Genomic DNA, 12,577 nt, shown 5'->3' on the forward strand with positions numbered 1-12,577 from the left:
TCCCCCGTCGCCCAGTATCCAGGACCGACCGGTAAATGCACAGCGGCACCCTCGGACCTCGGCTGTGCCCGCCCTGGGGGCAAGTCAGATCAAAATGTCACCTGATCGCGCGGCAGTCCCCTGCCAGCACTGGCTCGACGAGACTGACCGACAACACCTTAAACCGATTGACGCCAATAGGAGCATCCGTTCCTGCGACAGTTCCTCAGAAACCGGTAGGGCTCTGGCCGGCCGGAGTGCTTTGGCAGGATGAGGCCATGAGCATCGATGTCAAGGCCGCGCGCGAGGACACCCGGGGGACGGGGCACGTCACCCACCTCAACAACGCAGGTAGCTCCCTGGCTCCGCACCCGGTGATGGACACCGTGGTCGGACACTTGCGCCGTGAGGAGGAGATCGGCGGGTATGAAGCCGCCGCGGAGGCCGAAGAACGGATCGCGAGCGTGTATTCGTCCCTGGCTCGATTGATCGGCGCGACCCCGGGCGAGGTCGCCGTGCTGGAGAGCGGGTCCACCGCGTGGGCCGCCGTGGTGTCCCGCCTCCCGTTGACCGGTCGGCGCATTCTGCTGGGCCGCACGGAGTACTGGCACAACGTGCTGGTCCTGCGTCAGCTGGCCCGCCGCGACGGCCTTGAGCTGGTGGTGCTCGACGACGACGCGCACGGGCAGGTGGATGTGAAGCACCTGCAGTGCGAGCTGGACCGGGGCGGGGCCGGGATGGTGGCCCTCACCCACGTGCCCATGGGCGGGGCGCAGGTCCAGCCGGCGGCCGAGGTGGGCCGGGCCTGCCGGGCTGCTGGCGTGCCGTTCGTGCTGGATGCCTGCCAGTCGGTGGGGCAGCTGCCATTGGACGTGGAAACGCTTGGTTGCGATGTCCTGGTCGGTACCGGGAGGAAGTTCCTGCGCGGGCCCCGGGGCACCGCCTTCGTGCACGTGCGCCGCGAGCTGCTGGACCGGCTCGAACCCGCCCTGCACGACCGGCACCGCTCGGCCGGTGGCACAGACAAGATCGAGGCCCGGGCGCTGGAGAGCTGGGAGACCAATGTGGCGGGCCGGTTGGGGTTGGGCCGGGCGGTGGACTACGCCCTAACGCTGGGGCTGGAGCCAATCCGTGGACGGGTCACCACGCTGGCCGAGGCCCTGCGGGCCCGGCTCGCGGCGGTGCCCGCGGTGCGGGTGCACGACCGGGGGCTCCGCCGCGGCGGGATCGTGACGTTCTCCGTCGACGGGCGAACGGCCGAGCAGGTGAAGAACCAGCTGAGCAGGCAGACAATCAACGTCTCCACCGTTGCGCTGCCGCCGTCGGCTGCTCCCCTGGTCCTGGACCCGGCCCCCGAGCAGCACACCGTGGCGGTGCGGGCATCGGTGCACTACTACAACACCGAGGACGACCTCGACCGGCTGATCACCGCGCTGCCTTGAGCAGGGGCGGGTTCTGTCCGTCGAGGGACGATGGGGCGCACGTCCACGTGCTCGGCGGTGGCGGTGAGCACGGAGCCGTCCGGGACCTGGTGCCATCCCGGACCGTCGTCGGAGGGTTCGCTGGCCACCACGGTCCCGGAACCGTTCCGGCGCCAGCACAGGGTGTCCCCGGCGGCCGTGGCGGCGATCGTGGTGCCGTCGGTGAGCAGGAAGTTGAACCGGCCGGTGGTGGCAGCGGAGACGTCGGCGACCACCGTGGCCAGTGCCTCCGGCGCGGCAGCCCCGGCGGCGAGCCGGTCCTGGACCAGGGCCCACAGCACGGCCGAGTCGACGCGCGCCTCCAGGCTCAGCAGGCGGGCCGGGGGCAGCTGCGCGGCCAGTGCGGCCACGGAGGTCGGCCAGCCGTCCACCCGTCCGTTATGGCTGAACAGCCAGTTGCCGTCCGTGTAGGGGGCGGCCGCGGCCTCGTCGGGGGTGGTGCCGGGTGTGGCCGAGCGCACCGCGGCCAGTACCGCGGTGCTGGTGGTCACCCGGGCCACGTCGGTGAAGGAGGCATCCGCCCACATCGGTACCGCCCTCCGGTATCGGGCCGGCACCGGGTCCCCGGGGGCGTACCACCCGGCGCCGAAGCCGTCGGCGTTCATGGTGCCGTTGCGTTGGCGCCGCGGTGCCCAGGACTGGGTGAGCAGCCCGTGCGCCGGGGCCAGCAGGAGATCCGCTAAAGAGGTCGGCGGGCCGAGGAAGGCCAGATGGCGGCACACCCGTCTACCGCCCCTCGGCCGCGGCGTCGCGGGCGGTGCGGAAGCCGGTGAAGATCTGCCGCCGGATGGGGTAGTCCCAGTTGCGAAACGTTGCCCGGCAGGCGGCCGCGTCGGTGGCCCAGGACCCGCCGCGCAACACCTTCTGCTCGGATCCAAAGAACACCTCGCTGTACTCCCGGTAGGGGAAGGCACGGAACCCTGGGTACGGGAGGAAGTCGCTGGAGGTCCACTCCCACACGTCGCCGATGAGCTGGCGCACGCCCAGCGGGGAGGCGCCGTCGGGGTAGGAGCCCACCGGCGCCGGGCGCATCGCCGTCCCGCCGAGGTTGGCGTGGCGGGCCGTTGGCTCCTCGTCCCCCCATGGGAAGCGCCGGGACCGGCCGGTGCCCGGGTCCCACCGGGCGGCCTTCTCCCACTCCGCCTCGGTGGGCAGCCGGCGTCCGGCCCACCGGGCGTAAGCCTCGGCCTCCCAGTAGGACACGTGCTGGACCGGTTCGTCGTCGGGCACGGCTTCTTCGACGCCGAAGCGCCGCCGCCACCATTGTCCGCCCTCGCGCCGCCAGAACCCGGGGGCGCCGAGCCCCGTGCGCTGCCGGTGCGCCCAGCCCACGGGGCTCCACCATTCCTCCCGGTCGTAGCCGCCGTCGGCCACGAACCCCGCGAACTCAGCGTTGCTGACCGGTACGGTGTCGATCCAGTAGCCCGGCACGTGTACCTCGTGAGCGGGGCGTTCATTATCCAGGGCCCACGGCTCCACGGAGGAGCCCATGGTGAAGGGCCCCGCGGGCACGTGCACCTCCCGCGGCAGATTCGCTCCCCGGGTGCCGAGCACGGCCGGATCCAGCGGCTGCGCGTGCAGCACCGGTTCCCCGGCGCGCAGTTGGTGGGTGGCGAGCATGGTCTCGGCGTGCTGCTGCTCGTGCTGGATGATCATCCCGAAGGCGAAGCCGGCCTCCAGCAGGGGCGAGCCTTCCAGGGGCACGCGGTCCAGGATGTCGAGGGCCTTGGCGCGGACCTCGCCGATGTAGGCGCGGGAGTCGGCCGGGTCGAGCAGCGGCAGCGACGGGCGGGCGCTGCGGGAATGCTCGAAGGCGTCGTAGAGGGAATCGATCTCCGGGCGCAGAGGATCCAGCCCGCCCACATCCCGCACCAGCCACAGCTCCTCCTGGCTGCCCACATGGGCCAGGTCCCACACTAGCGGCGACATCAGCGGGGAGTGCTGGGCGAGGAGCTCCTCCTCATCGCAGGTGGTGAGCGCGTGCACCCGGCGGCGGGACCGTTCCAGGCCGCAGGCGATCCGTTCCTTGAGCGCGCCGGCGGCCTCGGGGCCGTGCGGGGGGAAACCGGGGTGGTTCATGCGGCGTTCTCCTTGTCGTCGGTGATGTCCCAGAAGTTTCCGGTGCGGTGCCAGTGCTCCAGCCGCTCGTCGGCCGGGCACCGCCCACGGGCCGTATGGCGCTCGAGGAAGCGCTCCACCAGGAAGCGGGTGCGGGCGTCGACGCCCAATCGGCCAAGTGCCCCTAGGGCGGCCTCCGCGCATAAAAGCCCAGCACGTGCCAGCGCCGGCTCGGCCATGGCGTTCCGGGCAGCGGCGCGCATCGGGTCTATCAAGACGCCCACCGGGCCGCAGGCTTCGGCCGCTGCGTCCGCGGCCTGCTCATCGTCCACCACCGCGGTGGTGATCGCCGCCACTGCTTCCCAGTCGGCACCAGCCTGAGCGTCGATCACCCGGATCTCCAGGAAACCGCGCGGACGCACGAACGGGAACAGGGTGCTGAGGTGATAGTCCAGATCGGCGCGGGTCACCGGCCGTGGGCCCTGCCCGCGCAACCACCCCCGCATCGTCAGGCCGCGGGGTGCGTCCCAGGACCCGTCGTGGGACGGGATGCACAGCACCGAGGCGTCCAGCGCGTAGTCCGCCCAGGCCTGCGCCGGATCGCCCGAGGGCGGCACCGGGGCGGTGCGGGACGGGTCGGTGGCCAGCCACACCGACTGCCGGGTGCTGGCCCAGCCACTGGGAGTGCCGTTGCGGAAAGGTGAGTTGGCGAACAGTGCCACCAGTACCGGAGCCAGCCGGTGCAGGCGCTGCCACCGCTGCACCGCGCTGCCCGTGCCGGTGCCCGGCAAGCCGGCGTCCAGGCACACCTGCAAGGAGGCGGTGGAGCACATCATCGTGCGCCCGGCCACCCCGTCACGGTCGAAGTGGCGTTCCATGGTCGCGTACCGCGGATGCTCCAGCGTGCGCGCCGGGGCGCGCACCGGGTCCATCCCCAGCGGCCCGAACCGCAGTCCGGCATCGGCGAACCGCCCGTCAATCGCCGCCAGGTCGGCCCGCACCGCACCGATCACGGAGGGAAGGTCCGGTGCGCAGGCTGAGCTCAACTCCAGCTGACCGCCCGGTTCCAGGGTGATCGCCCCGGCACCCGGCAGATGGCCCTCAAGGCCTGCGGCCACCGCCCTGACCTCGGGCACCGGCACCGGGCGGGCGCAGTTACCGGCGTCGTGGATGGTGCGCTCCAGTTCCAGCCCCACGGCCCCGGCGGGTCCAGTCCGGAAACAGCCGGCAGTCACATGCTCCTCGGCCTCCGCCTCGGAGAGCACCTCGAGATCGTGTTCCAGACCTGGATGGATCATGACCACACCTCGCCCTTTCAATGGACACCCCCGGGGACTGACAACGACCTCCAGTACCGGCCTCAGGGATCACCGGCAACGGGCGCACCTGCTCGTGGCCGCAGCCGTCAAGAACGCGCAATGCACCGTGCATGACGCCTCGCTGCTCACGGCATGACAGCCAGCCTTCCGGGGACAACCGAAATACTCAACCCGTACCGCCACGATCGCCGCTGCTTCCCGAGGCGTCATGTCTGGCCGAGGACCGGCCAGAGCGGAAAAGACACGCAGCCCGCCACACACGCGCCGAAGGCCCCACCAGCGCCTGTCCGCCTCATCCGTGCTGACCGCTGACCGTGAAGACCGGGCCAGAGCTCGCCGCGTCGCATAAGCTGACCATCACGCCAAATCAGGGCCGGACACTCTCGGTGGAGGAACCTGACATCGGGAGGCCCCAGCGGAAGCACAGCAGCAGGTCACCGGCGGCAACACCATGCGCTGGTGCGAACACGGGAGAGGGAAGCCCATCCCTTGCTGCACGGAATCCCGGCCTCACCGACGCCATCGGGCCACGGCATGCCTTTCATCACGGGTCCAGCTTGACCCGGCAGATGCCCCGGTGGGCACCTGCAAGACACCAACTGATAGGAAAACCACGATGACCCTTGGTGCTGCAACCCGCCCAGCTGTCCCCGTATCGACCCTGGGCGCAGCCCTGCTTCTGGGGCTGACCGCCTGCGGGGGTGGCGGGGACCCCCTCGCCGGGGACGGCGGGTCCGCGGAGTCGGCGGTGGAGACCGTGACCGTGGGCTCGGCCGACTTCCCGGAGAACGAAATCCTGGCCCAGCTCTACGCCGGAGCACTGGAATCAGCCGGGATCCAGACCGAAACCAACCTCAGCATCGGTTCCCGCGAGGCCTACGTCGGGGCCGTCCAAGACGGCTCTATCGACGTCATCCCGGACTACTCCGGCAACCTCCTGCTCTTCGCGGACCCCGAGGCCACCGCCAGCTCCGCCGAGGAGATCATGGACGCCCTGCCCGAGGCCCTGCCCGAGGACCTCATTGTCCTGGAACCGGCGCAGGCGCAGAACAAGGACACCCTGGTCGTCATCCCCGAAACCGCCCAGCAGTACGAGCTGGAGAGCATCGCCGACCTGGCCGAGGTCTGCGACCAGCTGGTGCTGGCCGCCACTCCGGAATTCGCCGAACGGGCCTACGGGCTGAAGGGGTTGGAGGAGAACTACGGGTGTGTGCCGGCTTCCTTTGAGCCGATCAACGACGGCGGCGGACCTCTGACCCTCCAGGCGTTGTTGGACGGGGACGTGGACGTCGCTGACATCTTCAGCACCACACCCTCGATCGCCGAGAACGACCTCGTGGTCCTGGAGGACCCGGAGAACAACTTCATCGCCCAACAGGTTGTGCCCCTCACAGCACAGGATCGGCTGCCCCAGGAGGCTGTGGACGCCCTGAACGATCTCTCCGGCAAGCTCACCACGGAAGATCTGATCGGGCTCAACCAGCAGGTCAGCGGAGAGAACCCGATCAGCACCGCCGACGCCGCACAACAGTGGCTGTCCGCCAACGGCTACTGAGCCCAGCAACAGCACACCATCCCAGCTACACATGGTCCTCATGGAAGGCAGTCCTTGTTGGGGTCGCCAGTGAAACTGGGATCGCCGCGGCGAAAGCACCACCACCAGAACCGATGATGGCCAGATCCGTCTCGATCACTGCAGTTCCACCCATGACAACCTCCGCAAATCGGTGAGGACCACTCCCACCGGAAACTTTCCGTGTGCCCTTCTCCGACCCAGCCTGCACCCTCCCCCACAGGGGAAGGTCAAGGTGTCACTGCGACAACAGCCCCCTGCCGGCGCCGGCTGAATACTGACCCTCGGGCGCCGGGCGGATGCAACGGTGGGTTCACCCCAAGCTCATGGCCCCATCAGCATCAGCCTGGTCGACCCTGACGTGGCGATCCCGCCCAGAACGCAGGACGCCCACTGGGCCGTCCCGACCGCACTACTCAGCTCCTCAGGGGCCTCCTCAGGATGGCCGGCCGATAGTCAGCTGCTGCCGGTGATGGTCGTAGTGCTGAGTGCCGTAGTGGTAGATCTCGGCCAGGCTCATCCAGTCCCGGAAGTACGGGTCCCAAGACACGGGCATGTGCATCCCACGGGCCAGTGCGGCCGCGGCCTCGGTCTCCAGCTGGGCCTGCAGGACCTCGACGGTGCGGTCGAACCACCGGATCAGCCGCGGACCGTGGATCACCCGCGCGGCCCCACGGTCGCTGAAGTAGTTGATCAGGTGGAAGAGCCGGGTGCCGGCCTCCAGCACCCGGGCGAAGGTGCGGCTGACCGGCTCGGGGAGACGACCCATCAGACGCACCAGCGGCAACAGGCGCCGCACGATCAGGTAGCCGAAGAACATGTGGAACAGCAGCTGCCCGTTGGTCCACCGGGTGCCTGACGAGAGCCGGTGCACATCCGCAGGGGTCGCTTCAGTGACCAGGGCGTGGAAGTCCGCGCGGACCCGCTCCAGCTCCTCATGGATGGTTCCGGGGGTGATGGGCGCGCTATTCATCGGCTGCTCCTGGAAGTGATGTCGCTGCCGGGAGCGTTCTGGGCATTGCCTGGCTTGTGGGCGATAAAACGTATGACCCGACCGCCGAAGGACAGCCGGAGGGCGAGTGGGGCAAGGCCGGCCTGGTCGAAGACTGGTCCGAAGGCTTCCGGTTCGATGAGCCGGTGCGGTGACCGGTCGGCACGGTGCACCAGGGATGCCATCGGTGAGGCCAGCAGGTCGTACCCCACGAAGGCCCCGCCCGGTCGCAGGACTCGGGCCGCCTCGGTCACCGCGTGTTCCCACTCGATGACGTGGTGGAGCATCAGAAAGCTCAGAATCGTGTCGAACGACTCGTCCTCGAAGGGCAGCCGAGTGGCATCGGCCTGACGCGCCTGGACCAAGGGGTGTCCGGCCAGGCGGTCCTGCGCGGCCTCCACCATCACCGGGTCGGCATCGGTCATGGTGAGCCGCACCCCGGGATGGGCTCGGGCGATGGCCTCGGCCATCGCACCGCTGCCTCCACCGATCTCCAGCACGTCCCCGGTGACGGGGAACCCCTGGGTCGCCCAAGGAACCATCCGCCGGGCCACAAGGCCCCATGGCGCGCTGCGACAGAAAGAGGCCTCTAAGGCGGACATCCTCGGCATGGTTTCCACCTTTCGGCGTACGCATCGTGTGCGCCGAGCCTAGTTCCACGATCGACGGTAGTGAACCGTTTAGGCAAAGGATGGGGGCGACCTGGCCATTCACACCGCCCGGGGGCGGGCCCGAGGGAGCCGGGGTCCCGTCGTAGGGCTGAGCTCAGCAGGCGGATGGGTTAGAGGCCGAAGGCGCCGCCTTCGAGGAGGATGACCACGCCCAGGCCGATCAGCACGATCGGGAACAGGATGTGTTCCCATCGTTCCAGGACTTCGGCGATGGGTTTGCGGGTGGCCACGTACTTGGCGATAGCCACCAGCACCGCGACCATGGCCAAAAAGGCGATGCAGTAGGCCACCATCGCGGTGGGGCCCACGGTGACGAATACGGGCACATAGACCCCGATGTTGTCCCCTCCGTTGGCGAAGGTGACTGCGGCGACGGTCCAGATGCTGACCTGTTTGCCGGCGACCTTCCCCTCGTCATCGTCATCATCGTCGTCGCTGCGCCAGACCTTCCAGGCCGCGATGAGGCCGAGGATCAGGGGGATGAGGCCGAAGTAGGGAATGGCCTCGGGCGGCAGGAAGGTGCTGGCGCCCAGGGTCACCAGCACGGAGGCGACCAGGATGCCGCCGAAGCCCAGGTACTGGCCGATCCCGATTTTGGCGGTGGTGCCGCGGGCCCCGGCTCCGCGGGCGAAGAACAGGGAGAGCACGATGATGTCGTCTATGTTGGTGGCCGCGAACAGCCCGATCGCCTGCAGCACGGGGGAGATGAGTTCCATAACCTGTCTTTTCTTCAGTGGGGAGAACCGCCGACCGGGACCTGGCGTGCTGCGCTGTGTCGGGCGGCCGAGCGCGCAGGCAAGGGAAGGCTGCCGGGAGCCGATGCCCCGGGCACCATCACCGGGGCACTGTCACCGGGTATGGGTCGCGGCGCCCGTCATGGGCACCCGAAGGCGCATCAGCACCCGCTTTCACCCTCAGTGCGTGGGCGGGCCCGGTGAGGGTGATGTATTTGTCAGTGTTCTTGGGTGGAGGTGCCGTAGGCGGGACACAGCGCGACCTGGGAACCGGTGGCTGCCAGCAGGGTCTCGGCGGCGGCGAGCACATCCATCAGCTCCGGGCGGGTCAGAGCGTAGAAGATCTGCCGCCCCTCGACGCGTCCGGCCACCAGCCCGCACTCGCGCAGGCAGGCCACATGGGCCGAGACGGTGGATTGAGCCAGGCCCGTTTCCTCCACCAGGTCCCGCACTCGGGCTTCACCGCCGGCCAGGCGCCCCACGATGGCCAGGCGAGTGGGATCGGACAGGGAGTGAAACAGGGCCACAGCCGGGGCCAGGCCGGTCGTACAACTAGTGTTCGTCATGACCCGATCCTATCGCCTAATTCCGATTGATTGGACGGGGTGGATCTGACGTTGCCCGCAAGGGACGGTGCAGGGCCTTTTGTCCAGGGAGTGGTGGGTCTCGGGCTGAAGACTACCTCGACCCGAGCCTACCCGGCAGAGAAGCTGTTGTGGCCGCCGTGCAGGGGCCTGAGATAGTCATCGGCTCGGTGCGACGGGAGGCCCGGGGGCCTCGCCTGCGGTGGCTGTGGCCAAAGAGCGGCGGGCATGGGCGTGACGAGTAAAGGCCCGGGGCGGGACCCGTGGTGGCCTGGGCCAGGGCCGCCGAGGAGGTCTCGGCGGCCCTGACGTTACGCGATGAGCAGGTGGGGGCTATTCGGCGGAGATGTCCTGGGGGCGCGGAGCCAGCAGCGTACCCAGGATCAAGAGGCCGACCCCGGTGGTGACGAAGACGTCGGCGAGATTGAAGGTGGGGAACCACCCGGTGTGCAGGTAGTCCACCACCCCTCCCCCGTCGAGGCGGTCCAGGAAGTTTCCGATAGCGCCCCCGAGCATCAGGGTCGCTCCGGTACGGGCCAGCCCGGTCAGGGTGGGTGCCGCAACGAGCAAATACCAGATCAGCCCGGCGATGATCGCCCCGGTCGCGGCGATGATGACCCAGGAGGGCAGGGCCGCCCCGAGGCTGAAGGCCACCCCGGTGTTGTGGTGCAGCTGCAGCGTGAGCGGCCCCAGATCTACCGTGGTCCCGTCGGTGAGACGGGCTGAGGTCACGGCTTTGAGAATCAGATCGACGGTGGCCAGCGCCGCTGCCCCGGCCAGCAAGAGGGTCCGGGACCGGCGAGCAGATCGGGACGAAGGGCCGACCTGCCCGGCGACGGGGGCGCTCATGCGGCCGGTTCCAGAGCCGGTGCGGGCTGGGCGGTGGGCAGCTGGGTGCGGCGGGAGATCCGCCCGGCGCGTACCCCGTTGGCGATGATCAGGATTTCGGCCACCTCGTGTACCAGCACCACCGCGGCCAACCCGAGGATCCCGAACAGGGCCAGGGGGATCAGCACCGCGATCAGCGCTAGGGACACCCCGACGTTCTGCAGCATGATCGAGCGGGTCCGCCGGGCGTGCTCCAGCGCTTGGGGCAGGTGGTGGAGGTCCTCGCCCATCAAGGCGATGTCGGCGGTCTCGATGGCCACGTCGGTGCCCATTGCGCCCATGGCGATGCCGATGTCGGCGGTGGCCAGGGCGGGGGCGTCGTTGACGCCGTCACCGACCATCGCCGTGGGGCGCTGCGCCTTGAGGGTGCGGATGATCTCGGCTTTGTCCTCCGGGCGCAGGTCGGCGTGGACCTGGGTGATGCCGGCGGCTGCGGCCAGGGCATGGGCGGTGAGAGTGTTGTCCCCGGTGAGCATCGCGGTGGTGTATCCGGCGCGGTTGAGCCGGGTGATCACCTCTCGGGCTTCCGGGCGCAGCTCATCGCGCACCGCGATCGCCCCAAGAACCTTCCCGTCCTGCTCGATGAGCACGGCGGTGGCCCCGGAGCGCTGCATCCGCTCGATCTCGGCGGCCAGGGGCCCGGGGTCGATCCACCCGGGCCGGCCCAGGCGCAGGCGGGCGCCGTCCAGGGTGCCGTAGAGCCCGGCCCCGGGCACGGTGTCCACCTGGGTCACCTCGGCCCGCTCAGGTGTGGCGGCGAGGATGGCCCGGGCCAGGGGGTGTTCGCTGCGGGCCTCCAACCCGGCGGCCAGCCCCAGCACCTGCTGCCGGCTCACCCCGCCAGTGGTGGCGACCTCGATGACGGCCGGGGCGTTGCGGGTGAGGGTGCCGGTCTTGTCCAAGGCGATGGTGCGGATCTTGCCCAGGGTCTCCACCGCGGCCCCGCCCTTGATCAGCACCCCGATGCGGCTGGCGGCTCCGACCGAGGCCACCACGGTGACGGGCACCGAGATCGCCAGGGCGCACGGGGAGGCGGCGACCAGCACGACCAGGGCGCGTTCGAACCACAGGGCCGGCTCCCCGACGATGAACCCGTAGGCGATGATCAGGGCGGCGACGATGAGGATGCCCGGCACCAGGCGTTTGGCGATCGCATCGGCCAGTCGCTGGCCGGGGCCTTTGCGGGACTGCTCGGTCTCGACGATGTGCACGATCTTCGCCAAGGAATTGTCCTCGGCGGTGCTGGTGACCTCGACCTCCAGCGGGCCGGTGCCGTTGATGGACCCGGCGTAGACTTCCGCGCCGGGGCCGGCCTCCACGGGCACGGACTCCCCGGTCAGCGCCGAGGTGTCCAGGGAGGTGCGCCCGGTGAGGATCCGCCCATCGGTGGCCACCCGCTCCCCGGGCCGCACCACCATCCGGTCCCCCAGTACCAGCTCAGCCGGGGGCACGGTGACCTGCACCCCGGCCCGGAGCACCGTGGCCTGATCCGGGACCAGCTCCAGCAGCGCGCGCAGCCCGCGCCGGGTGCGCGCCACCGAGTACTCCTCCAGGGCCTCGGCGATGGCGTAGAGGAAGGCCAGCATCGCCGCTTCCTCGATCTGCCCCAGGGCGACCGCTCCGACGGCGGCGATGGTCATCAGGGTCCCGACCCCGATCTTGCCCCGGGCCAGCCGGCGCAGCGTGGAGGGCACGAACGTCCATCCGGCCGCCAGCAGCGCGCCCGTCTCCAGGCTCAGCGCCACCCACAGAGGAACCCCGGCCAGCGACAGGATCCAGCCGGCCAGCAGCAGGATCCCGGCCGCGGCGGCGAACCGGACGTCGCGCACCTGCCAGAAGCCCTCGGCCTCCTCCCCGGCCTCACCGGTTTCGTTCTTCTCGTCGCTGCATCCGCAGGCATCGCTCATCGGGTGATCTCCTGAATCTGGGGGGTGTCACGGGCATCCAGCCCGTAGTTCGGGCACAGACTCACGGCGTTGCCGGTGGCCGCCAGCAGCACCTCAGTGGCGGCCAGCACGTCCATCAGCTCCGGGCGGGTCAGCGAGTAGTACACGCTGCGCCCCTGCGCCCGACCCTGCACCAGCCCGCAACCACGCAAGCACGCCACATGGCCGGACACGGTCGACTGGGCCAGCCCCAGCTCGCTGGTGAGATCACGCACCCGCACCTCCCCGGAAGCCAAGCGCTGCACAATCGCCAGCCGGGTCGGGTCACTGAGGGAGTGGAACAACGCCGCCGCCGGATCCAGCACCTCACAGGGGGCATCCGGAACATACTCTGAAATCGTCATGGACCGATG

12 protein-coding genes are annotated in these 12,577 nt (G+C 69.8%); 2 read left to right on the top strand and 10 right to left on the bottom strand.

Annotated features, from left to right (window positions below; all coding sequences use genetic code 11):
- Positions 1 to 257: 257 nt before the first annotated feature.
- Entirely contained in the window at positions 258 to 1,421 is a 1,164-nt protein-coding gene (locus AYX06_RS18215) for an aminotransferase class V-fold PLP-dependent enzyme (protein ID WP_062737345.1), read from the top strand.
- On the opposite strand, the gene egtC is transcribed toward AYX06_RS18215, so the two are convergent.
- From egtC to AYX06_RS18230, 3 genes are read right to left on the bottom strand one after another with little or no spacing between them, the layout of a single operon-like run.
- A complete protein-coding gene (gene egtC, locus AYX06_RS18220) occupies positions 1,373 to 2,182 on the bottom strand; it encodes an ergothioneine biosynthesis protein EgtC (protein WP_062737346.1) in 810 nt (269 codons plus the stop codon). The two genes, AYX06_RS18215 and egtC, sit on opposite strands and share 49 nt — an antisense overlap.
- Before the next feature lie 4 nt (positions 2,183 to 2,186).
- Entirely contained in the window at positions 2,187 to 3,539 is a 1,353-nt protein-coding gene (gene egtB, locus AYX06_RS18225; protein WP_062737347.1) for an ergothioneine biosynthesis protein EgtB, read from the bottom strand.
- Positions 3,536 to 4,816, bottom strand: coding sequence for a glutamate-cysteine ligase family protein (locus AYX06_RS18230; RefSeq protein ID WP_062737348.1), 1,281 nt, complete (start codon positions 4,814 to 4,816; stop codon positions 3,536 to 3,538). Before AYX06_RS18230 ends, egtB begins: the two co-directional genes overlap by 4 nt.
- Before the next feature lie 637 nt (positions 4,817 to 5,453).
- On the opposite strand from AYX06_RS18230, the gene AYX06_RS18235 reads away from it, so the two are divergent.
- Positions 5,454 to 6,392: an ABC transporter substrate-binding protein gene (locus AYX06_RS18235; RefSeq protein ID WP_062737349.1), complete on the top strand. Its 939-nt coding sequence runs from the start codon at positions 5,454 to 5,456 to the stop codon at positions 6,390 to 6,392.
- A 454-nt stretch (positions 6,393 to 6,846) separates the two neighbouring features.
- On the opposite strand, the gene AYX06_RS18240 is transcribed toward AYX06_RS18235, so the two are convergent.
- The 7 genes from AYX06_RS18240 to AYX06_RS18270 form a co-directional block, all read right to left on the bottom strand.
- Positions 6,847 to 7,383, bottom strand: coding sequence for a DinB family protein (locus AYX06_RS18240; RefSeq protein WP_062737350.1), 537 nt, complete (start codon positions 7,381 to 7,383; stop codon positions 6,847 to 6,849).
- The gene (locus AYX06_RS18245) at positions 7,380 to 8,012 is read right to left on the bottom strand and encodes a class I SAM-dependent methyltransferase (protein WP_062737351.1); all 633 of its coding nucleotides are present in this window, start codon (positions 8,010 to 8,012) and stop codon (positions 7,380 to 7,382) included. The genes AYX06_RS18240 and AYX06_RS18245 overlap by 4 nt, the downstream gene beginning before the upstream one ends.
- A 170-nt stretch (positions 8,013 to 8,182) precedes the next feature.
- On the bottom strand, positions 8,183 to 8,788 hold the full coding sequence (locus AYX06_RS18250; RefSeq protein WP_062737352.1) for a cadmium resistance transporter: 606 nt from the start codon (positions 8,786 to 8,788) through the stop codon (positions 8,183 to 8,185).
- A 236-nt stretch (positions 8,789 to 9,024) separates the two neighbouring features.
- Complete coding sequence (locus tag AYX06_RS18255; protein WP_062737353.1) at positions 9,025 to 9,372, bottom strand: ArsR/SmtB family transcription factor; 348 nt, start codon at positions 9,370 to 9,372, stop codon at positions 9,025 to 9,027.
- A gap of 351 nt (positions 9,373 to 9,723) precedes the next feature.
- Complete coding sequence (gene lspA, locus AYX06_RS18260; RefSeq protein WP_062737354.1) at positions 9,724 to 10,239, bottom strand: signal peptidase II; 516 nt, start codon at positions 10,237 to 10,239, stop codon at positions 9,724 to 9,726.
- Positions 10,236 to 12,185: a heavy metal translocating P-type ATPase gene (locus AYX06_RS18265; protein ID WP_062737355.1), complete on the bottom strand. Its 1,950-nt coding sequence runs from the start codon at positions 12,183 to 12,185 to the stop codon at positions 10,236 to 10,238. Before AYX06_RS18265 ends, lspA begins: the two co-directional genes overlap by 4 nt.
- Entirely contained in the window at positions 12,182 to 12,568 is a 387-nt protein-coding gene (locus tag AYX06_RS18270) for an ArsR/SmtB family transcription factor (protein ID WP_062737356.1), read from the bottom strand. Before AYX06_RS18270 ends, AYX06_RS18265 begins: the two co-directional genes overlap by 4 nt.
- Positions 12,569 to 12,577: the final 9 nt, after the last annotated feature.

It is taken from the genome of Kocuria turfanensis (genome assembly GCF_001580365.1).
GTDB classification, from domain to species: Bacteria; Actinomycetota; Actinomycetes; order Actinomycetales; family Micrococcaceae; genus Kocuria; species Kocuria turfanensis.